The 22,577-nt window shown below is 57.5% G+C and carries 15 protein-coding genes; 11 read left to right on the top strand and 4 right to left on the bottom strand.

Annotated elements, in window-relative coordinates; genetic code table 11:
* Positions 1-41: 41 nt before the first annotated feature.
* Entirely contained in the window at positions 42-887 is an 846-nt protein-coding gene (locus tag FO268_RS04290; RefSeq protein WP_225316497.1) for a tetratricopeptide repeat protein, read from the bottom strand.
* Between the two features lie 313 nt (positions 888-1,200).
* Between FO268_RS04290 and FO268_RS04285 the strand changes: the two genes are divergently transcribed.
* Positions 1,201-1,695: a MarR family winged helix-turn-helix transcriptional regulator gene (locus tag FO268_RS04285; RefSeq protein ID WP_150990076.1), complete on the top strand. Its 495-nt coding sequence runs from the start codon at positions 1,201-1,203 to the stop codon at positions 1,693-1,695.
* A 183-nt stretch (positions 1,696-1,878) separates the two neighbouring features.
* Here the strand turns inward: FO268_RS04285 and lon are convergent, their stop codons facing one another.
* Positions 1,879-4,329: an endopeptidase La gene (gene lon, locus FO268_RS04280; protein ID WP_150990073.1), complete on the bottom strand. Its 2,451-nt coding sequence runs from the start codon at positions 4,327-4,329 to the stop codon at positions 1,879-1,881.
* Between the two features lie 227 nt (positions 4,330-4,556).
* Between lon and FO268_RS04275 the strand changes: the two genes are divergently transcribed.
* On the top strand, positions 4,557-5,426 hold the full coding sequence (locus tag FO268_RS04275; RefSeq protein WP_150990070.1) for a thioredoxin family protein: 870 nt from the start codon (positions 4,557-4,559) through the stop codon (positions 5,424-5,426).
* A gap of 91 nt (positions 5,427-5,517) precedes the next feature.
* Here FO268_RS04275 and FO268_RS04270 read toward each other — a convergent pair whose 3' ends face one another.
* Positions 5,518-6,882 carry a KamA family radical SAM protein gene (locus FO268_RS04270; RefSeq protein WP_150990067.1) on the bottom strand — a complete coding sequence of 455 codons (1,365 nt, stop codon included), beginning with the start codon at positions 6,880-6,882 and terminating at the stop codon, positions 5,518-5,520.
* Between the two features lie 655 nt (positions 6,883-7,537).
* Here FO268_RS04270 and aceE point away from each other — a divergent pair.
* The 3 genes from aceE to FO268_RS04255 all read left to right on the top strand — a co-directional run bounded on the left by aceE (position 7,538) and on the right by FO268_RS04255 (position 13,471).
* On the top strand, positions 7,538-10,216 hold the full coding sequence (aceE, locus tag FO268_RS04265; protein WP_150990064.1) for a pyruvate dehydrogenase (acetyl-transferring), homodimeric type: 2,679 nt from the start codon (positions 7,538-7,540) through the stop codon (positions 10,214-10,216).
* Between the two features lie 10 nt (positions 10,217-10,226).
* A complete protein-coding gene (gene aceF / locus FO268_RS04260) occupies positions 10,227-11,918 on the top strand; it encodes a dihydrolipoyllysine-residue acetyltransferase (protein ID WP_150990061.1) in 1,692 nt (563 codons plus the stop codon).
* A 314-nt stretch (positions 11,919-12,232) separates the two neighbouring features.
* On the top strand, positions 12,233-13,471 hold the full coding sequence (locus FO268_RS04255) for an NADH:flavin oxidoreductase/NADH oxidase family protein (protein WP_150990058.1): 1,239 nt from the start codon (positions 12,233-12,235) through the stop codon (positions 13,469-13,471).
* Between the two features lie 67 nt (positions 13,472-13,538).
* On the opposite strand, the gene FO268_RS04250 is transcribed toward FO268_RS04255, so the two are convergent.
* The gene (locus FO268_RS04250) at positions 13,539-14,687 is read right to left on the bottom strand and encodes a DcaP family trimeric outer membrane transporter (protein ID WP_191966820.1); all 1,149 of its coding nucleotides are present in this window, start codon (positions 14,685-14,687) and stop codon (positions 13,539-13,541) included.
* Positions 14,688-14,894: 207 nt separating this feature from the next.
* On the opposite strand from FO268_RS04250, the gene FO268_RS04245 reads away from it, so the two are divergent.
* Genes FO268_RS04245 through astB form a run of 6 tightly spaced genes read left to right on the top strand, consistent with a single transcriptional unit; the run spans position 14,895 to position 22,570 of the window.
* Positions 14,895-16,346, top strand: coding sequence for an exonuclease domain-containing protein (locus tag FO268_RS04245; RefSeq protein ID WP_150990055.1), 1,452 nt, complete (start codon positions 14,895-14,897; stop codon positions 16,344-16,346).
* A gap of 49 nt (positions 16,347-16,395) precedes the next feature.
* Positions 16,396-17,610, top strand: a complete 1,215-nt coding sequence (locus FO268_RS04240) for an aspartate aminotransferase family protein (RefSeq protein ID WP_150990052.1) — start codon at positions 16,396-16,398, stop codon at positions 17,608-17,610.
* Positions 17,611-17,643: 33 nt separating this feature from the next.
* Entirely contained in the window at positions 17,644-18,660 is a 1,017-nt protein-coding gene (locus FO268_RS04235; RefSeq protein WP_150990049.1) for an arginine N-succinyltransferase, read from the top strand.
* Between the two features lie 28 nt (positions 18,661-18,688).
* Entirely contained in the window at positions 18,689-19,735 is a 1,047-nt protein-coding gene (gene astA / locus FO268_RS04230; protein WP_150990046.1) for an arginine N-succinyltransferase, read from the top strand.
* 5 nt (positions 19,736-19,740) lie between these two features.
* Positions 19,741-21,216, top strand: coding sequence for a succinylglutamate-semialdehyde dehydrogenase (astD, locus tag FO268_RS04225; RefSeq protein ID WP_150990044.1), 1,476 nt, complete (start codon positions 19,741-19,743; stop codon positions 21,214-21,216).
* A 13-nt stretch (positions 21,217-21,229) separates the two neighbouring features.
* On the top strand, positions 21,230-22,570 hold the full coding sequence (gene astB / locus FO268_RS04220; protein ID WP_150990042.1) for an N-succinylarginine dihydrolase: 1,341 nt from the start codon (positions 21,230-21,232) through the stop codon (positions 22,568-22,570).
* Positions 22,571-22,577: the final 7 nt, after the last annotated feature.

The following is a 22,577-nucleotide window of genomic DNA, read 5'->3' as shown; positions in this document are numbered from 1 at the left end:
GCGATGTAAACAAACACCACACATGCTGTGTTGTCAAGCAATCAGGTGTCGGACTGCTCCTCATCTACCGGGTAAACCAGTTTCCGGAAGCTTTCATGATCCCGCAGCTGTTCAAAGCTGGGGTCCACTGAGGCATCGTCCCTGTACGCCTCTGAGATGTGAATCGACTTCTGCAGTGTTGCAACGGCGTCATCCCATCGGCCAATTTCGGCATAGGCGCATGCCAGCTGATAGTGGGCATGGCCGTTGTCGGGAGCCAGTTTCAGGGCGCGTTGGCACAGGCTAATGGCCCACAGGGGCTCTTGCATCTCCAGCACCGCGTCCGCTTTATAGCTTAGCGCCTCCACGTCGTCCGGTCGAAGATCCAGGATGGTATCGTAGGCGGATATCTTGTTCTGCTGGGAGGTTTCCTGGCTGGCTTTCAGCCACAGGGAATGAACTTCGTTGGTGCGTTCAATCTCCGCCTGGTTCTGGTGGATGATGTCGGATTTCTGCCGGAGCTGATCTTCAATGAATTCCAGGCGCTTTTCGTACTCAACCACCAGTTCGTTTACCCGCTTTTCGGCCAGGGTAGTGAGCTGGTTGCGCATGTCGCGGATGGAGTTCCAGCCTATTACAACCAGAATGGAAGTGGCACCTGCGATCAGGTAGAAGAAGTAGGTGACTGTGTCCGTGGCGTAGGACATGGTCTTGTCCGCCACCGACAGTTCTTTGTCGACCACTTTTTCAATCAGCTCGGCGCGGGTGTTCATCATTTCCTTGCGCAGAGCCTTGCTCTCTTCCAGCAGATACAGCTCCACGAACGGGGTGTACATGGGCTCTTCCAGTGTATCGATGCGCTGCTGTACGTCTTCCGCTGTCAGATCTTCCGCGGGCTCCTGTGCCATGGTCCCTGTCGTAAAAACAAGCGCCAAAAGGTATGAGGCAAGGAGGGCTGTCAGGCGTGGCCCGGAAGGGCAGCGGGGGACGGAATTCTGTGCTCGGGTATTCATCTGGCGGTGTCCGTTTCGCGGAAATTCAACAAGGTAGTGACCTTAGCATAGTGGCCAGCGGAAAAAATGCTGAAATTCGTAAAAGGGCAGTTATGTCAGTGCAATAGGGTGGCGGGTTGTGGTGACTGCTGGCTTGCAATATCCGGAACAAAGACCTCTAATAGTTAGTGGTATAAATAATCGGGGGACCTGGCAGTGGAGCGATGCGTTGAACAATTATGAAGAGGTTTTGGTGGCGTTGCGCCGGGTGATACGGGCAACTGACCTGCATTCCAAGCGACTGAGCAAAAATGCGGGGCTCACTGGCCCGCAGCTGTTGATCATGCGCAGTATACGCGACCTGGGTGAGGTGACTATTGGCACCATTGCCGACAAGGTCAGTCTCAGCCAGGCTACGGTGACGACGATTCTGGACCGGCTGGAGCATCGCAAGCTGGTCTATCGTGTTCGCAGTACCCAGGACAAACGTAAGGTCCACGCTCACCTGACAGAGGAGGGCGCCGATATCCTCGCACGCGCGCCGCAGCCGTTGCAGGAAGATTTTATCAAGAAGTTCCAGAACCTCGCGGAATGGGAGCAGACGATGATTCTGGCGTCGCTTCAGCGGGTGGCCAATATGATGGATGCCGATGACATTGATGCGTCACCGGTGCTCGATGTTGGGCCAGTGTTGCGGGAGGATGGTTGGAAGGCTAAAGCCTGAGCTCCGGGCATGGTGGCTGGTCCCGGGGCGGGGGTACCTTTTCTTTGGAAAAAGAACTCGCTGCGCTCAGACATCTTTTTCTGGCAGAAAAGGTACCCCCGCCCCGGGACCGATTCCGGCTTTGCGGGTAACGCCTGAATTTGTCGGATTAGGCGAAGCCGTAATCCGACAACCGGACCCCGATCAATGCACCGAAGCCCCCTTCTTCGGCTTATCCCCGAAACACACCTGAAACACATCACTGTATTGCTTGGCGAAATTCACTGTCAGCCCTTCCTTCAGGTACTCCGGCAACTCGTCATAATCCCCCCGGTTTGCCTCAGGAAGAATCAGGTTGCTGATTTTCTGACGCCTCGCCGCAATGACTTTCTCACGGATGCCGCCCACCGGAAGCACCTGGCCGGTGAGGGTCAGTTCACCGGTCATGGCGAGATTCTGCTGGGGCGCTTCCCTACGGGCGATGGACAGCAGGGCGGTGGCCATAGTGACGCCGGCGCTGGGGCCGTCCTTCGGCGTGGCCCCTTCAGGCACGTGCAGATGCACGAACGACTTGTCGAAGAAAGTCGGGTCGCCTTTGAAGCGCTTGAGGTTTGATGACACATAGCTATAGGCGATCTCGGCGGACTCTTTCATTACTTCTCCCAACTGCCCGGTGAGTTTGAAGCCGCGCTGGGTGCTGTGAATGCGGGAGGCTTCGATGCTCAGGGTAGCGCCGCCCATGGCGGTCCAGGCCAGGCCGGTGACCACGCCGGTGCCTTTCAGGGATTTTTCCTTACGGAATGCCGGTTGGCCCAGGTAGGTCTGCAGGTCCGATACGCCCACCTTCACCGGTTTGTCAGGGTGTTCCAGTAGCTGCACGATCCCCTTGCGGATGACCTTGTGCAGCAGCTTTTCCAAGCCCCGCACGCCGGCTTCCCGGGCGTAGCCTTCGATGATCTGCTTGATGGCGGCGTCGGTGATGTTCATCTGCTTTTTCAGCAGCCCGGCCCGCTTCAGCAGCCGTGGCATCAGGTAGTGCTTGGCGATGGCCAGCTTTTCCTCGGCAATGTAGCCTGACAGGCGGATAACGTCCATGCGGTCCAGCAGGGGCCGGGGAATGGTGTCCAACTGGTTGGCGGTGCAGATGAACAGTACCTTGGACAAATCCATACGCACGTCCAGGTAGTGATCCAGGAATTCCCGGTTCTGCTCCGGGTCCAGAGTTTCCAGCAACGCGGAGGCCGGGTCGCCCTGGAACGAGGCGCCAATCTTGTCGATTTCGTCCAGCATAATGACCGGGTTGGATACTTTCGAGTCTTTGAGGGCCTGCACGAACTTGCCGGGCATGGCGCCGATGTAGGTGCGGCGGTGGCCCTTGATTTCAGCTTCGTCACGCATACCACCCACGCTGAAGCGGTAGAACTTGCGGCCGAGGGCATCTGCTACGGAGTGGCCGATAGAGGTTTTGCCAACGCCGGGCGGGCCCACGAGCAGCAGGATGGAGCCGCTGACCTCGCCCTTGAAAGTGCCTTCGGCCAGGAACTCGACGATACGGTCTTTTACGTCATCCAGGCCGTCATGATCGCGGTCGAGAATACGCCGGGCTTCGGCCAGGTCAAAATGATCTTCCGAGGTCAGGCCCCATGGCACCTGTGTAAGCCAGTCCAGATAGTTGCGGGTAACGCCGTATTCCGGCGAGCCCTGTTCCAGTACCTGAAGCTTCTGTAGCTCATCGTCAAAACGCTCCTGCACCTGCTCCGGCGGGTTGAGCTTTTCCATACGCTCGCGGAAACGCTCGGCATCGGCGGTCTTGTCGTCCTTGGCCATGCCCAGTTCGCGCTGGATGACCTTGAGTTGCTCCTTCAGGAAGAACTCCCGTTGATGCTTCTGGACTTTCTCGTTCACTTCCTCGCTGATTTCACTTTGCAGGCGCGCGACTTCCTGCTCTTTCGCCATCAGTAACAGCACTTTTTCCATGCGTCGCAGCAGGGGAACGGTGTTGAGTACTTCCTGCAGTTCATGCCCGGGGGCGCTGGTCATGGAGGCGCCGAAGTCCGCCAGAGGCGAGCTGTCGTCCGGCCCGAACCGGGACAGGTACTGCTTCACTTCCTCGCCGTAGAGCGGGTTGGTGCGCAGCAGTTCCTTGATGGAGCTGATGATGGCCAGGGTATAGGCTTTCAGTTCGTCGGCCGCTTCCTCCGGCTCTTCCGGGTATTCCACTTCCACCAGGTAGGGCGGCCGGCGGCGGAGCCACTGGGTAATACGGAAGCGCTGCAGGCCCTGGGCAATGAACTGGACTTTGCCGTTTTCCCCCTGGGCATGATGGACCCGTACAGCACAGCCGACGGTTTCCAGTTCCTCGCTACCGGGGATGCCCTGTTCGGGGTCAGTGTCGTCCACAAAGCAGATGCCCAACACCTTGTGGTCGGTTTCACCAACGCGCTTGAGCGTTTCCTGCCAGGGGTTCTGGTTCACCACGATCGGCTGCACCTGGGCCGGGAAAAATGGCCGGTTGGATACGGGCAGAACGTACATGCGCCGGGGCATATGCTGTTTCGGCAGCACCAGGCTTTTGCTGTTCTCGTCCTTGCCGATGTACTCAGTCAGGTCTTCTTCGGGAGCTTCAAAAGAGTCGTTGCGGTTGTCGTCGTTCATACCGTGCAAGCATCCTCCGGGAATGTGAATCCTGGGAGCTGCGCTCCCGGGCCTAAAGCCTATGTAGCGGCGCCAGTGATTATTTCAAGGCAAGTGGCGGTATTCGCCGGAATCAGGGCAGGGGAGTCGCAGCCTTGAATTTCCGCTCTCAGCCCCCACAACCATCAACAATCTGTTTACGTCATTTCAGGAAACTATTTCCAGAAAACCAATTTCAGGGGCCACTCATGAGCAACTCGCCGTACATATTCGAAGCCACCATGGACAACTTCCAGCAGGATGTAATGGAAGCCTCGTCCAGAACGCCGATACTGATTGATGTATGGGCGGAGTGGTGCGCTCCCTGCAAGCAGTTGATGCCACTGCTGGAAAAGCTGGCGGTTGAGTACCGTGGCGGTTTCATGCTGGCCAAAGTGAACGCTGATGAGCAGGAACAGCTGACCGGTAGCCTGGGCGTGCGCAGCCTGCCCACGGTGATACTGGTCAAAGATGGCCAGGCGGTCGATGGCTTCAATGGCGCGCTGCCGGAAAGCGAGATTCGCAAGGTTCTGGACAAACATATCGAGATGCCGGAAGACGAGGAAGCCCCCTACGACAAGGCGCATCGCCTGTGGGAAGAAGGCGATGTGGAGGCCGCGCTGGCTGTTCTCACGGAAATGAACCGGAACAACCCTGAAGATCTGAAAGTACTCATAGATCTGGCTCAGCTGAAGGCAGAACTGGGCGATCTGGAAACGGCCGAACAGGTTCTGGAAAGCCTTCCGCCAGAAGAAAAAATGCAGCACCAGGCGAAGCAACTCGCGGCTCGCATCAAGTTTCTCAAGGCGTCAGCCGAGCTGCCCCCAGTTCATGAGCTGGAGGATGCGCTGGATAAAGACCCGAAAGACCCCAACGCTTTGCATCTGCTGGCGCTGCATCACATTCTTCAGGAGAACAATGCCGAAGCCATGGAGCTGCTGATTCGCCTGATGCAGGTGGATAGCAAGTACAAGGACGAAGTGGCGAAAACCACGTTAATCGAACTATTCGACAAGCTGGGCAACAATAACCCGGACGTGCGTACCTATCGGCGCAAGCTGTACACCTTGATGCACTAGTAGGTCGGGTAGAGCCAGGGGCGAAACCCGACGGATACTCTACAAAAAGAAACGGCCCCGAGCAGGGGCCGTTTGGCAAAAAAGGCGGCTGTTAGCCGTTCCCTTTCTTCATTTCCTCATACTCATCCTCGAAGAAGAACTTCTCTTCCCCAAGGGCTGGTTCCAGCTCGTGCAACCAGGTAGCGGTTTCGCTGTATTTTGCGAAGAACGGACGCTGTACCCAATCCGGGTTGCGCGCCTGAATAAACCGGAGCACGAAGACTTTCTCGCCGTTGATCTCGGTGATGCCCTGCACCTCTACCTTGCCGGGGCCGGCACTCATTGAGGGGCCGCGTGCGGTACGCGCCAGGCCGGAAACCTGCTTCATGGCCTCACGGTAGATGCGGAAGGCTTCCACCAGGGGCACTTCAAAGTAGTTCTTGGCGCCGGTGTCCCGTTCCACGAACATGTAGTAGGGAATGATGCCCAGCTGCACTTCCTTGTTCCACAGCTTCGCCCAGTCATCAGCATTGTCATTCACATGCTTGATCAGCGGGCCCTGGGCCCGGATTTCGGCACCGGTGGCGCGAAGGCGGCGGATGGCCTCTTCCGCGATGTCGGTGGTGATTTCCTGCCAGTGGTTATAGTGGGCCATGATAGCCACGTGCTTGCCGGCATCTACCAGGCGGGCGAACAGGTCGATCAGCTCGTCTGCGTCCTTGTCAGTCACAAAACGGTATGGCCAGAAGGTGAGGGCCTTGGTGCCGATGCGGATGGTCTGTATGTGGTCGAACTCCGGCCGCAGCAGAGGTTCCAGGTACTGAACCAGGTTCTTGGTCTTCATTACCATGGGGTCGCCGCCGGTAACCAGCAGGTCGCTCACTTCGGTGTGCTCCTGCAGGTAGCCGTGAAGCTTCTCAGCCTCGGTGCTGGCCATCTTCAGGTCTTTATCACCGACGAACTGCGCCCAGCGAAAGCAGAAGGTGCAGTAGGAGTGACACGTCTGGCCCTGGGCCGGGAAGAACAGTACGGTTTCACGGTATTTGTGCTGGACACCGTCCAGAACCTCACCATTGAGTTCCGGCATGTTCATTTCCATCTGGCCGGCGGGATGGGGGTTCAGCTCGTCGCGAATTTCCTTCGCCACCGCCTGGATTTCTTTCTTCTCGGCGCCTTCCCGATGCATTTTTGCCATGCGCTCGTAATGCTCGTCCTTCAGCATGCCTTTCTGGGGAAACACCAACTGATAGATCGGGTCGTTGGGAACCTTGTCCCAGTTGATCAGTTCGTTAAGGACATATTCGTTGACACGGAAGGGCAGCACGCTGGCTACCACTTTCATCTCGAACAGGGTCTCTTCGGGGAGATTCTGGATAATGTCGATCTTGTCGAGCTGGCGGTCCGTGTAGACCTTGAAGCGCCGCTCTTCGAACTCGGCAGTCGGAATGCGGTTCGGGAACGTGACGATGGAGTTCATAGATCGCCCTCTTTGGTTATGCGCCAAATTCAGGAGGGTGGAGTTCGCCACCGCTCCGCTGGTTAAAAAACGGGCAGGCGAGTATACATAAATCCAAAAGCATTTTCAGGTCTAATTAAAAGTGTCGTGTCACAGCGTGCTGAAGGCGAAATAAACCCTTGATAATAAGATAGAAAGATATCCTTGCTTGGAGAAGTGTCGAGAATCTAAGGTTATTTTTCTTTTAGCACGTTAAGGTTTTGTCTGCCGTAGGAATCCTACGACCTTGGTCTGAATATGCTTGTTTGAAGAACGAAAAGGCGCCATTCTTGCGTAAGTAACCGAAATAGTCCGGTGGTTCGGCGTAAATTTGTACGTAAAATTGAATTTTCATACCGAAATGTAGTAAAAATACTACGTAATTCTCGGGTTGATTCAAGCGGACATATTGGCACCGTCTGATTGGCACCGTCTGAGGGTGTCAGGCGAAAAGCCGTTTAAGCAAGGCGCTTCAGGCAGTAAAACTGGCAATCGTGTTCTATGCTTGTTCAAGGTAACAAACAGACGGATACCCACAACAAAACGTTCTGCATTTCATCGCAGCTTATCGACACTGCAAGGCGCTCAGCTGCTGATCGTGGCACGCGCCGCACTTTTTATGCCAAGGGGAGGTTTGATGTACCAGGACGATGATCCCATAGAGACCAGTGAATGGCTGGATGCGCTGGAGTCTCTGATCGAACAGGAGGGCGTTGATCGCGCCAAGTACATTCTCGAAAGGCTCTCCGAACGAGCCAGCCGCGACGGCACCGAGTTGCCCTACTCTATTACCACGCCGTTCCGCAACTCTATTCCGGTGACCCAGGAAGCCCGCATGCCGGGCGATCTGTTCATGGAACGGCGCATCCGTTCCCTGATCCGCTGGAATGCCATGGCGATGGTGCTACGTGCCAATCAGCGTCCGGGTGAGCTGGGCGGGCACGTATCGTCATTCTCCTCGGCCGCCACGCTTTACGACGTCGGCTTTAACTACTTCTTCCACGGTGGTGATGAAAAGCGGGAATCGGATCTGGTTTACTTCCAGGGCCACTCTTCACCGGGTATTTATGCCCGCTCCTACCTGGAAGGCCGTTTCGATGAGGAGCAGCTGGACAAGTACCGGGAAGAAGTGGACGGCAATGGCCTGTCCTCTTATCCCCACCCCTGGCTGATGCCGGAGTACTGGCAGTTCCCGACGGTGTCCATGGGGCTCGGGCCGATTCAGGCCATTTACCAGGCCCACGTCATGAAGTACCTGCACAGCCGTGAACTGATCGACATGGGTGACCGCAAGGTGTGGTGCTTCGTGGGCGACGGCGAGTGTGACGAGCCGGAAACACTGGGCTCCATCTCTGTGGCTGGCCGCGAGAATCTCAGCAACCTCATCTTCGTGGTTAACTGCAACCTGCAGCGCCTGGATGGCCCGGTAAGGGGCAACGGCAAGATTATTCAGGAGCTGGAAGGTGTCTTCCGGGGTGCCGGCTGGAACGTGCTGAAAGTGGTCTGGGGCCGCATGTGGGACCCGCTGTTCGAACAGGATCAGGACGGCCTGATGCAACGGGTAATGGACGAAGCTGTGGATGGCGATCTGCAGAACTTCAAGAGCAACGGCCCGGCCTATACCCGCAAGCATTTCTTCGGCAAGTACCCGGAGCTGTCCAAGATGGTGGAAAACCTCACCGACGAGGACATCAACAAGCTTAACCGGGGTGGTCACGATCCCTACAAGGTGTACGCGGCCTATCACCACGCCATTCATAACAATGGCGGTCGGCCAACTGTGATCCTGGCCCATACCATCAAGGGTTACGGATTCGGCACGGCTGGTGAGGCCCAGAATACGGCTCACTCCCTGAAAAAGCTGGATATGGATCAGCTTAAGGCCTTCCGCGACCGCTTTGCGGTGCCCCTGAAGGACGAAGAGCTCAAGGACGTGCCGTATTATCGGCCCGCCCCGGACAGCCCTGAAATTGTCTATATGAACAAGCGCCGGCAGGAACTGGGCGGCTTCTATCCCAAACGCCGCAAGGATTGCCAGCCGCTGCAGGCGCCGCCACTCGATACCTTCAAGGCAGTGATCGAAGGTTCCAACGGCCGCGCGATCTCCACCACTATGGCATTCGTGCGGTTATTGACGGCTCTTACCAAGGACAAGCGTATCGGCAAGCGGGTCGTTCCGATTGTACCGGACGAGGCCCGTACCTTTGGTATGGAAGGTATGTTCCGTCAGTTGGGTATCTACACGTCAGAAGGCCAGAAGTACGTGCCCGAAGACCGTGACCAGATCATGTACTACAAGGAGGACAAGAAAGGGCAGGTCCTTGAGGAAGGGATCAACGAAGACGGCTCCATGGCAGCCTGGATGGCGGCAGCCACGTCCTACAGCACCAACAACTTCCCGCTGGTGCCGTTCTACATTTTCTACTCCATGTTCGGGTTCCAGCGTGTGGGTGATCTGGCCTGGGCGTCCGGCGATATCCAGGCCCGTGGTTTCCTGGTAGGCGGTACCGCCGGGCGCACCACACTCAATGGTGAAGGCCTGCAGCACCAGGACGGCCACAGCCACATCCTGGCCCAGACCATTCCCAGCTGTAAGGCCTATGACCCGGCTTACGGTTATGAAATGGCGGTGGTGGTCCAGCATGGCATCAAGGAAATGTTTGAAGACAACCAGAACGTTTTCTACTACCTGACCATCGAGAACGAAAACTACGAACAGCCCGCCATGCCGAAAGGCAAAGAAGCCAAGAGAGTTGAAGACGGCATCATCAAGGGTATGTACCTGCTGGATTCCGTTGAAACCAAGGGCCGCAAGAAGACCCCGAGGGTTCAGCTGATGGGCTCCGGCGCTATCCTCAACGAGGTGCGCGCGGCGGCCGAGCTGCTGAAAGACGACTTTGGCGTTGCCAGTGATGTCTGGAGCGTCACCAGCTTCAACGAGCTGGCCCGGGACGGCCTGCACATTGAACGCTGGAACCGTCTGCATCCGGACGACACACCCAAGAAGGCCTACATCACTCAGTGCCTAGAGAAACAGCAGGGGCCGGTGGTGTCCTCGACGGACTATATCAAGCTGTTGTCCGAGCAGGTGCGCGCCTACATCCCCAAAACCTACCTGACCCTGGGCACCGACGGCTTCGGCCGCAGTGACACCCGCGAAAAACTGCGGAGTCACTTCGAGGTGGACCGCTACTACGTAGCCGTAACCGCGCTGGCGGCCCTGGCGCGGGATGGTGAAGTGAAGAATGACGTGGTTCTCGACGCTATGCGCAAGTACGGAATCGATCGCAACAAAACGAACCCGGTGCTGAGCTAAGGAGACCGCCATGAGTGAACAGGAAATAAAGGTTCCGGATCTCGGCGGTGCAGACGAGGTCGAGGTTATAGAAGTCCTCGTCAGCAAGGGGGATTCGGTTGAGGAAGAAGATCCGATACTGACGGTAGAGTCCGACAAGGCGTCCGTAGAGCTGCCTTCGCCTGGTGCCGGGAAGATCACCAAAATCACTGTCAAGGTGGGTGACAAGGTCAAGGAGGGCGACGTTGTCGGCATGATGGAAGCCAGTGGCGACTCTGGTGGTTCCGAGGACGACAAGGATTCTGGTGAAGAGGCCAGCTCTGGCAAGGATGAAAAATCCGAAGCCGGGTCGGAAGACAAAGCCCAAGATAAGGCTGAAGAGAAAAAGCCGGCTCCGAAAAAATCCGGCGGTTCCCGCAAGGAAACCGTGCAGGTGCCTGCGCTGGATGGCTTCGACGATGTGCCCATCATTGAGATCAACGTCAGTGAGGGCGACGAGATTGCAGTCGACGATCCGCTGGTCACTGTTGAATCCGACAAGGCCACCATGGAAATTCCGTCTCCCTATGCCGGGAAGGTCGGCAAGATTCTGGTGTCCGAGGGAGACAAGATCTCGGAAGGCCATGACCTGCTCGAAATGACAGTTGTAGAAGAAGGCGGAGAAGGCGACGACGAGGAAGAAGCATCGTCCGAGCCGGCTGAATCTTCCAGCGATGAGAAACAGGAAGCCAAAGCCGAGCCGAAAGGTAAAAGTGAAGAGCCGAAGCCGGAGCAGTCGTCAGCGACCTACGAGCCGCCTACTCCGGGTGCGAAGGTTCACGCTGGCCCGGCAGTACGCAAGCTGGCCCGTGAATTCGGCGCCGATCTGGCCCGCATCAAGGGCTCCGGCCCGAAGAACCGCATCCTGAAGGACGACGTGCAAGCCTATGTGAAGAGCCAGTTGCAGCAGACGCAGCAGGGCAGCACAGTGGCTGGTGGCGGTGGTGCCGGTATTCCCGGCGTGAAGCTTCCGGACTTCAGCCAGTTCGGTGAAATTGAGCGTGAATCCATGTCGCGCATGATGTTTGCCACGGCCAACAACATGCAGCGCAGCTGGCTGAACGTGCCCCACGTTACTCAGTTCGAGGACGCGGACATCACTGATATGGAAGACTTCCGCAAGTCGCAGAAGGCGGCTGGTGAGAAGAAAGGGGTGAAGATGACTCCGCTTCCGTTCATCCTGAAGGCCTGTGCCACGGCGCTGGCGGAACTGCCGCAGTTCAATGTGTCGCTGGACATGGACCGTAAGGAAGTGGTTCGCAAGCAATACATTCATATCGGGATTGCGGTGGACACGCCCAACGGGCTGATGGTGCCGGTGATCAGGGATGTCGACAAGAAGGGGCTCTGGGAACTTGCCGCGGAAAGTGCGGACCTGGCCCAGAAGGCCCGGGACAAGCAGCTGAAGCCGGCGGAAATGCAGGGCGCCTGTTTTACCATCACCAGTCTTGGTGGTATCGGGGGCACGGCGTTTACGCCGATTGTGAATACGCCGGAGGTGGCGATTCTTGGGGTGTCCAAGGCGGCGATGAAGCCGGTCTGGGATGGCAAGGATTTCCAGCCGCGGCTGATGCTGCCGTTGTCGCTGTCTTATGATCACCGGGCAGTGAACGGGGCGGATGCGGCCCGGTTTACGTCATTGTTGAGTCAGCTGATGGGGGACATTCGCTCTCTTCTTCTCTGACTTTTTGTGATTGATTGCCTTGTAGCCGGCAGGCTGCAGGGCTTTCGCAAGGCCGGTAAGGCTATTCAGAACACGCCGCGAGTACGTCCATGTAGGCTCGGTCGGGCCATCCCTGGCCCTCCACGGTTCTGAATAGCCTTACCGGCCTCGCTTGTTTGGGCTCCTGGGGTATCGCCATTTTTCACCGATTCATGCTTGTGACTTGTCTTTAGCCGGACTCTCCCCGGCGTTCTGGCCAATGCAGCAATAGTGTTTCCTCTCCATGATCAGGTCTCGCCTTCAGAGAATCCCAGGCATCCTACGGAGACTGATCAATGAACGCCGCCGAACTTCTTTCCCAACCACTGACCCTTAAAACCGGGGCGGTGATTCCCAATCGCTTTGCCAAGTCCGCCATGAGTGAAACCCTGGGCACGATGGATAACCGGGTGACCAGGGATCTGCCGCGGCTGTACCGGACCTGGGCGGAGGGTGGCGTTGGGCTCTCCATTACCGGGAACGTGATGATCGACCGCCGTCATATCGGTGAGCCGGGGAATGTGGTGCTGGATGATGAGCGGGATCTGGAGTTGTTGCAGGAGTGGGCCCGGGAAGGCTCTCGGAACGGGTGTCAATTGTGGATGCAGCTCAATCATCCCGGCAAGCAAAGCCCGAAGATGCTGAACAGGGCGCCTGTGTCGCCCAGTGCGGTGCCGTTCCGGAAAGAGTTGCAGGCGATGTTTGCGACACCGCGGGCATTGGAGGTGGCGGAGATTGAGGAGATTATCCGGCGGTTTGCCACCAGTGCGGCGATTGCAGAGAAAGCGGGCTTTGCCGGGGTGCAGATTCATGGAGCCCATGGGTATCTCGTCAGTCAGTTTCTCTCGCCCCATCACAACCAGCGGGAGGATGAGTGGGGTGGTAGCCCCGAGAACCGAATGCGGTTTGTTGTGGAGGTGTACAAGGCAATTCGTGCGGCGACCAGCGAGCAGTTTGGTGTTGGTATCAAACTGAACTCAGCGGATTTTCAGCGTGGTGGATTTACCGAGGAGGAGTCTCTGGGAGTCATCGAGACCCTGGCGGGCCTGGGGATTGATCTGGTTGAAATTTCCGGGGGTAACTATGAAAACCCGGCAATGGCAAAAGGCGCCAAAGCAAGCACGGTGTCGCGGGAAGCGTATTTTCTGGAGTTTGGAGAAAAGGTTCGCAAGCGGGTGGATGTGCCGCTGATGGTGACCGGGGGCTTCCGCACAGAGTCCGGGATGGCCGAGGCGGTGGCCACTGGTGCGACGGATCTGGTGGGGCTGGCGCGCCCTCTGGCGGTGGAGCCGGACTTCCCGAAACGGATTATGGCGGGGGAGGCGTTCACCAGCTCTGTTCGGCCGATTCGCACGGGCATTCGCATGATCGATGATATGGCGCTGATGGAAGTGAGCTGGTACACACGGCAGTTAGGGCGGATGGGCAAGGGCAAGGTGCCCCGGAAGCACGATCGGGGTGTGCTGTCGCTCATGGAGGTGCTGGCGGTGATGACAAGCCGCGGGGTGCGTACAAGATTGCGGGCGGGGGAGTAATTTCAATAGCTGCAAACAAAAACCCCGGCCGGAGCCGGGGTTTCTGCTGAGTTAACTTCTAAAAGGCTTAGAAGTTGTACTGAGCGGCAAACAGGATGCGGTTTGCATCGCCATCATCACCACTTACGTTTTCACGCTTCAGGAACTGGTACTCAACGCCCATCATGACGTTTTTGACCGGAGTCCACTGGTAGTTGGCCATAATGGCAGAGTTGGTCTCACTTTGGTCGGCAACAGCAGCCGCCCCCAGATCATCTTCAGCGTCGTCCCAATCTACGGTAACGATACCATAGCCAATATTGATGCTGCGGCCATCACCGAGGTTGAAGCCCGCACCAACCGAGCCGCCGTAACCGGAAATGGTTTCGACATCTCCGCTGGCATCCACGTATGCGCTTGCGGCGCCGAAGTTCTCGCCAGAGCGGTACAAATAGCTGTTGGCACCATCAGTGTAGGACACGGTGCCCTGGATGGTGATCATGTCGCTCAGAGCCATCTTAAGGGCGCCGAAGGTGGCGAAGCCCATGGAGCTGTCGTCATTCGTGCCATCGTCGTAACCGACCTGATGCGCAAGGATGGCAGCCGAATAGGAGAGGCCGCCCTGAGAGTCTTCAAGACGCGCTGTGAAAGCGGGGAGGCTGTCTTTCGTATCTGCGGCAGCGCCAGTAGGGTCCAGCAAAGAGTTTTGCGGATCCTCAAGAGAGAAAGACAGCGCGCCAGTTGTGTAACGTGCCTGGGCGGTACGTGACTGGTAGCCGGCATATCCTGGCAGTGAGTCAAAGTCCAGCGTTGCGGTGTTGCCGACAAAGCTGCTGTAGTTGGACCAGGTCTGACCCATCAGAACGCCGTTGTAAGAGCCATAGGCATGACGCAGGCGAAGTGCACCGCCGCCGCTGCCGCGGAAGTCACCTTCCACGTTCATTGTAAGACCTTCGGGTGTTACGGTTTTCAAACCAATCCGGCTCTGGAACGCGTCAGCGCCGAAGTGACCATCGGGTGCGTCGTCGTTGTTTGCAAGACCGGTGTAAGAACCTGAACGGGTGCTCAGTGCCTGGTTGCTATCGATATCGTAAGAAGCGCCGAGACGGGCATAGCCGTAGATGTCGGTCTCGTAACCGCCAGTTTCGAAACTGACTGCATTAGCCTGTGCAGCCACCCCCAGAATTGCTACCGCAGCCGTTGAACGAATTGCCATTCTTAATTTGTTGCTTTGCATCTTTGTTGTCTCCACACATTATTTTTGTTGGACCCACTTCAAAGTAGTTACGAACGCATGACATTTCAAATAATTTATTGCATTAATTAGACGAATGTCTATACAACGAAATCGGTGGGTTAGGGGAACTTTTTGAGGATTGTGTTTATTTCCCCTCGCCAGTAGGGCAAAACATCGATAATTTCCGGCTTTGCGTACCTATCTCCCATGAAAAAGAATACCCGGACTCTCGACACTGCCACCTTTGCGTTTCTCGATATTGAGACCACCGGAGGTAATCATTCCCATGACCGCATTACGGAAATCGGAATCCGTTTCTGGCGGGCGGGGGAAGTCGTGAATGAGTGGCAGACCCTGGTCAATCCGGAAACGCGGATTTCGCCGTTTATCCAGAGCCTCACAGGAATTTCCAATGCCATGGTGGCGGACGCCCCGGTGTTTGCAGATATCGCCGGTGAGTTGGAAGAGCAGTTGAAAGACACCATTTTTGTCGCCCACAACGCCCGCTTTGATTACGGTTTTATCAAAGCCGAGTTCCGGCGGCTGGGCTCGCTGTTTTCTGCAAAGGTGCTTTGCACCGTCAAGCTGTCCCGCAAACTCTACCCCGGGTTCCGTCGCCACAATATGGATGCTTTGATCGAGCGCCATGGTCTTGGCCAGGTTCAACGGCATCGGGCACTGGGAGATGTGTCCGCCATGCTGGCCTTCTTTGAGCATGCGTTGGCGGAAAAAGGCGGAGATACCTTGGAAGCCGCCATTGCAGAACTGCTGCAGCGGCCGAGCATTCCTTCCCACTTGCCTGTCGATGTCCTGCAGGATCTTCCCAGCGGCCCGGGCGTGTACCGATTCTATGGTGAAAACGACGTTCTTCTGTACGTAGGTAAAAGTACTAACATCGCCCAGCGAGTCGCCTCCCACTTCTCCGGAGACCACAGTTCCAGCCGTGGTATACGCATGTCTGAAAGTTTGCGGCGGGTGGACTGGACAGAAACCGCTGGCGAGCTGGGCGCGTTACTGCTTGAATTAAAGCAGATAAAGAATCTGAAGCCGCTGTTCAATCGCCGCTCCCGCGCTGCCAAGAATCTGGTAAGCATTGAACTTGCAGCGAATAGTGAGGGCTATCTCCAGGCCCGGCTGGTTCGTGAAATCGAGCCTCACCGGCTGGGAAGTTATTTCGGGCTGTTCCGTAGTCAGAGGGATGCGGAGAGCGCACTGAGCGGCATTGCCGCGAAGAACGACCTCTGCAACAAGCTGCTGGGGCTGGAGCCGGAGCACCAGGGCCCCTGTTTCCAGCGGACACTGGGCCGCTGCAAGGGCGCCTGTGACGGTGGTGAGGATGTGGTGAAGTACAACCTGAGGGTGCAGATCGCGTTCCATGCCTTGCGCCTGAAAACCTGGCCCTGGGAGGGGCCGGTAGGGGTTGTGGAACACAACGATAGAACCGGGAAGACCGATGTTCTGGTGGTCTATAACTGGATGCACGTGACTACGCTGGACAGCGTGGATGAGCTGGACACGCTGTCGTTGCGGGGGCAGGCCGTCAATTTCGACCTGGACTCCTACAGGCTGCTGGTCAAAGCGCTGATGGGCCGGGATGGCCGGGCGCTGAGAGTTATGGAACTGGGTGCGGTGGGCACACCGGATGTGCTCATGCCCTGAGTGGCGTATGATTAAATTTACTTTTTCACGTTTTGTTTGAGAGACACCAATGAACAGAGAACCTGTCAGCCGTGAACTATTCGATGAGGTAATGGTCCCCAACTACGCCCCGGGGGCAGTGATTCCTGTAAGAGGGGAAGGCTCCCACATCTGGGACCAGGAGGGAAAGGATTATATCGATCTGGCAGGCGGTATTGCGGTGACCTGTCTGGGGCATTCGCACCCGGGCCTGGTGAGTGCGCTGACGGAACAGGCCGATAAAATCTGGCACCTGTCCAATGTAATGACCAACGAGCCTGCATTGCGGCTGGCAAAAACCCTGTGTGACCTTACCTTTGCCGAGCGGGTGTTCTTTGCCAATTCCGGCGGCGAAGCCAACGAGGCAGCCTTCAAGCTCGCGCGCCGTTATTCCTGGGAGCACTTCGGCCCGGAAAAAAACGAGATCATCGCCTTCAAAAACGCCTTTCACGGCCGCACCCTGTTCACTGTCAGTGTGGGTGGCCAGCCCAAATATCTGGAGGGTTTCGAGCCGGCTCCGGGCGGTATTCACCACGCTGATTTCAATGATCTGGAGTCGGTGAAAAAGCTGATCTCCAAAGAGAAAACCTGTGCCGTGGTGGTGGAGCCGATCCAGGGCGAGGGCGGCGTTATGCCCGCTGATGCGGAGTTCCTGAAGGGCCTGCGTCAGCTTTGCGATGAAAACGATGCCCTGCTGGTGTTTGATGAGGTCCAGTCGGGGGTTGGCCGTACCGGCCACCTGTACGCGTACCAGATGTATGGGGTGACGCCGGATATTCTCTCGACTGCCAAGGGCCTTGGCGGGGGCTTCCCGGTGGCAGCCATGCTGACCACTGAAAAAGTTGCCAGAAGCCTCGGTGTCGGCACCCACGGCAGTACCTATGGGGGCAATGCTCTGGCCTGTGCGGTTGCCCAGAGGGTGATCGACACCGTCAGTCAGCCAGACATTCTCAAGGGCGTGGCAGCCCGCTCCGATCATCTTCGCAAGGGCATGATGGACATTGGTGAGCGTTACGGCATCTTCAGTGAAGTTCGTGGCTCTGGTCTGCTGCTGGGCTGTGTGCTGACGGAAAAATGGCAAGGCAAGGCCAAGGAATTTCTCAATGCCGGCCTCGCCGAGGGTGTGATGGTGTTGATTGCTGGCCCCAATGTAGTGCGGCTGGCGCCCTCGCTGATTATCCCGGAGCCGGATATTGACGAAGCGCTGGTGCGATTTGAGGCCGGCGTTAAGAAGGTTTGCGGGTAATAAATTCTACGGAGTCAACCAGGGGAGCTGCCTATGTGGCTGGTACGTCCGGCTCAGCCGGGTGACCTGAAAGACATACTCGACATCGCCGGGGGCCAGGGCCCTCGGATGTCCTCCACGCTGCCCAAAAAAGAAGAGGCGTTGTCCCTCAAGATCGATCAGTCAGCCCGATCGTTTGCCGGCAAGAACAGCGCGGGCGAAGCCAAACGTTTCCTGTTCGTGCTGGAAGATACTGACACCGGCAAAGTCCTTGGCGTCTCCGGCATCGATGCCCGGGCAGGGAATGGGCAACCTTTCTATAACTACCGGAAGGACGCTCTTATCCATGCTTCCCACGAGCTGGGGGTATCCCGTCGGGTGGAAGTTCTGTATCCGTCCCATGCGCTGACCGACCATACCCTGCTGTGTTCCTTCACCATCAAGCCGGAGCTACGTGGTACGGACGCGTTCGAACTGTTGTCACGGGCCAGGATGCTGTTTATTGCTGCTCACCGCCACCTGTTCACGGATCACACGGTTGTGGAAATACAGGGCGTGCAGACGGAGAGCGGCGAAGTGCCGTTCTGGGACAGTCTGGGCCGGCATTTTTTCAACATGGACTTTGAAACCGCGGACCAGTATTCCGGCATGCTGAGCAAAACCTTCATAGCTGAACTCATGCCACCCAACCCGATCTATGTCACCTTGCTGAGCAAGGCGGCGCAACAAGCGCTGGGTCAGCCACACGAACAGACCCGTGCAACCTTTGCGCTGCTGCAGCATGAGGGCTTTCAAGGCGGCTGCTACCTGGACATTTTTGATGCCGGACCGGTGCTCGAAGCCCGCACTGACGCCCTCAAATCCGTGGTTACCAGCCACCCGAAAATCCTCCATGCCGCAAATACCGACGACGGCGAGATGTGCCTGATTTCCGGTGGTGAAAATGACGGCTTCCGCTGCACCCTGACGCCACTGACCGAAAGCCTTGCCGACGAGGTCAAAGTGCCCCTGAAAACGTGGAAGTGCCTGGGCATAAGCTCGGGTGACGAGGTAAGGATCACACCATTATGAACAGGGCGAGCGCACTCAGGAGGCCGGTATGTTGTTGATCCGACCACTACAGGAAAATGATCTGGACGCCCTGTATGCCATGGCGCAGGGAGCCGGTAAGGGCCTGACCACACTGCCGGCAGACCGGGAGTTGCTGCAGAAAAAGATTAACCATACCCGGGAAACGTTTAACCAGCGCTGTGCCCCGGAAGCGGGGCTTTATCTGTTTGCGCTGGAGGATACCGAGCTGAAACGTTGTGTGGGTATCAGCGGCATTCAGGCGCGGGTAGGTCTGGATGAGGTGTTCTACAATTACCGGCTGAGCGTCACCGTGAATGCCTCCCGCGAACTGGGCGTGCATGTGCGTACGCCAACGCTGCACCTGTCCAATGACATGACCGATACCACCGAGATCTGCTCCCTTTTGCTCTCAGGCTCCCACCGTGGGGGCGGCGCAGGGCTGCTGCTGTCCCGTTGTCGGTTCATGTATCTGGATGATTTTCGAAAGCATTTTTCCGAAAAAGTGTTCGCTGAAATGCGAGGCGTTTCTGATGGCAATGGCCAGAGCCCGCTGTGGGATGCTCTCGGAAGCCAGTTCTTTGATATGGAATTCAGTGAAGCGGACATCCTGTCGGGCCTGGGCAATAAGTCGTTTATCGCCGAACTGATGCCGAAATACCCCATTTACCTGCCGATGCTGCCGGACGCCGCCCGTGCTGTGATCGGCCGGGTACACGAGAACACGGCGCCGGCCCTGAAGATGCTGCAGGCCGAGGGGTTCAATTTTAACGGGATGGTGGATATTTTTGATGGTGGCCCGGTGGTGGAGGCTTTTATCCATAACATCCGCACTGTGCGCGAAGGTATCAACCGCCACGTGATGATTCGCAAGAAGCCACTGGATATGAACGTGCCGGCGGAAGACCAGGTAATGATATCCAATGGTTCGTTCCGGGACTTTCGGGTAACCACCATACCCGCCGGGTGTATCGAGCTTGATACTGTCAGTATACCGGCCGAAGTGGCAGAGGCGCTGGAGGTTGAATCCGGGGACCGTGTGCGGCTGGCCCCTTTGAAAGATACCGGAAGGAGATAGTGAGTATGGATAGCATCACCGGCCAATTATTTATCGATGGGCTCTGGCTGGAAGGCCACGGCGACCCGTTTGAGTCTCTTCAGCCAGTTACCGGCGAGACGGTCTGGGAAGGCGTCAGCGGCAGTATCGAAGATGTGGACGCCGCCGTGCGTGAAGCCCGCTCTGCGTTTGTTGACTGGCGTAAGCGCCCGTTTGAGGAGCGTCAGGCGCTGGTGGAGAAGTTTGGCAAGTTGCTGGAAGAGCACAAGGAAGATCTGGCTCACCAGATAGGACTGGAAACGGGCAAACCCCTGTGGGAGTCCCGCACCGAAGTGGCCGCAATGCTCGGCAAGATCGGTATATCCGTGAAGGCCTACCACGATCGCACCGGGCGCTCTGAGTCCGAGGTTGCTGGCGGTCACGCAGTATTACGGCACCGGCCCCATGGTGTCGTGGCAGTGTTCGGCCCCTACAACTTCCCCGGGCATTTGCCCAATGGCCACATCGTGCCGGCCTTGCTGGCAGGCAATACCGTGGTATTCAAACCCAGTGAACTGACCCCCGGCGTTGCCGAGATGACCGTGAAGCTGTGGGAGAAGGCGGGCATTCCCGCCGGTGTGATCAATCTTGTTCAGGGGGCAGCGGCAACCGGTAAATCCCTGTCTTCTCATCCGGGGGTCGATGGTCTGTTCTTTACCGGCAGCTCCACTGTAGGGCATTTGCTGCACAAGCAATTCGGCGGTCAGCCCGAAAAAATTCTGGCGCTGGAGATGGGCGGTAATAACCCGCTGATTGTGCAGGACATCCATGATATGGATGGCGCCGTGCACCATGCCCTGCAGTCCGCCTTCCTTTCTGCCGGCCAGCGTTGTACTTGCGCCCGCCGGTTGCTGGTGCCCAAAGGCACCAAGGGCGACCAGTTCCTGGAACGCTTCGCGGAGGTAGCCAGCCGCATCAAAGTGGGTGAGTTCGATGCAGACCCGCAGCCTTTCATGGGCTCGGTGATATCCCCTGAAGCGGCCGAAAAGCTGCTGGCGGCCCAGCGCAACCTGCTGACCCATGGCGGCAAACCGCTGTTGGAAATGCAACTGCTGAAGGAGGGCACTGGCCTGCTGTCGCCGGGTGTTGTGGACGCCACGGGGCTGGATATGGTGGACGAGGAATTCTTTGGCCCCCTGCTGACGGTGTACCGCTACAAGAGCTTTGATGAGGCCCTGGAGTTGGCCAATAGCACCCGTTACGGGTTATCCGCCGGCATCCTGACGGATGATCACAAGCTCTATGAGCGGCTTGCAGACGAAGTACGCGCGGGCATTGTGAACTGGAACCGGCCATTGACTGGTGCCAGCAGTGCGGCTCCGTTTGGTGGTGTTGGTGCCAGTGGCAACCATCGCCCCAGCGCCTATTACGCTGCCGATTACTGCGCCTGGCCGATGGCCTCGCTGGAGGCGAAAAAGAGCGAACTGCCGGAGAGCCTCGCACCGGGATTAAATTTCGACTGACGGAAAACGAAATATGGCCAAGCACGCGGTAGAAGCCAACTTCGATGGCCTGGTAGGGCCCACTCATAACTACGCCGGGCTGTCCTGGGGCAATGTGGCTTCCAAGTCCAACGTGCGCTCGGTCTCTAACCCCAGGGAAGCGGCGTTGCAGGGCCTGGCCAAGATGAAACGGCTGGCAGACCGGGGTTACGTGCAGGGTGTGCTCCCGCCCCATGAGCGCCCGCACATCCCGACTTTGCGGGCATTGGGCTTCAGGGGTTCTGACAGCGATATCCTGCGGGCAGTTGTTGAGCAGAGCCCGTCTATCCTGGCGGCGGTGTCGTCGGCCTCCACCATGTGGACGGCCAATGCCGCCACGGTTTCTCCCAGTGCGGATACCTCTGATCACCGGGTTCATTTCACGCCCGCGAACCTGAGCGCCAAGTTTCATCGCTCTATTGAACACCCGGTCACAGGCCGGGCCCTGAAATCGATCTTTTCGGACGAATCCTGGTTTGCCCACCATCCGGCACTGCCCTCGGTCAGCCAGTTCGGTGACGAAGGTGCGGCCAACCATACCCGCCTGTGCGGGCGGTATGGCGAGCCGGGCGTGGAGCTGTTCGTTTATGGCCAGATTGCCTTCAACGACCAGGCCCCGGCTCCCCGGCTTTACCCGGCCCGCCAGACCCTGGAAGCCTCCCAGGCCATCGCCCGTTTGCATGGCCTTAAAGACAGTCACGTGGTTTTCGCGCAGCAGAACCCGCAAGCCATCGACGCCGGTGTCTTCCATAACGACGTTATCGCGGTAGGCAACGGCAACACCCTCTTCTACCACGAAATGGCGTTTCTGGAGGAAGAGCGGGTCCTTGCTGACATCCGCGCTCGCCTGACCGGGGCTGGGCTTGAAGCTGTTCGCGTCAGCAGCGATCAGGTGCCACTGGAAGACGCCGTGGCCTCCTATCTGTTCAACAGCCAGTTGCTGAATACACCGGATGGCATGATGCTGGCGGTGCCCGGGGAGTGCCGGGAGATCACGTCGGTGAGCCGTTATCTGGACGAGCTTGTGGAGGGGACGGGGCCGATCACCTCGGTGGAGGTGTTTGACGTCAAGCAATCCATGCGCAACGGCGGTGGGCCGGCGTGTTTACGTTTGCGGGTGGTGCTGAACGATGACGAGCTCAAGGCAATGCATCACGGGGTGCTGCTTACCGATGCGCTTTATGAGCGGCTGACCACGTGGGTGGAGGCGCATTACCGGGAGGAGTTGTCGCAGGAGGATCTGGGGGACCCGATGTTGCTGGATGAGGTTCGTAAGGCGCTTGATGAGTTGACTGGAATTCTGGGGCTGGGGTCGATCTACGACTTTCAACTTTGAGTATGTT

Origin of the sequence: Marinobacter denitrificans (assembly GCF_008795955.1) — a bacterium.
Classification (GTDB): Bacteria; Pseudomonadota; Gammaproteobacteria; order Pseudomonadales; family Oleiphilaceae; genus Marinobacter; species Marinobacter denitrificans.
This window is presented reverse-complemented; position numbering and strand designations above follow the sequence as displayed.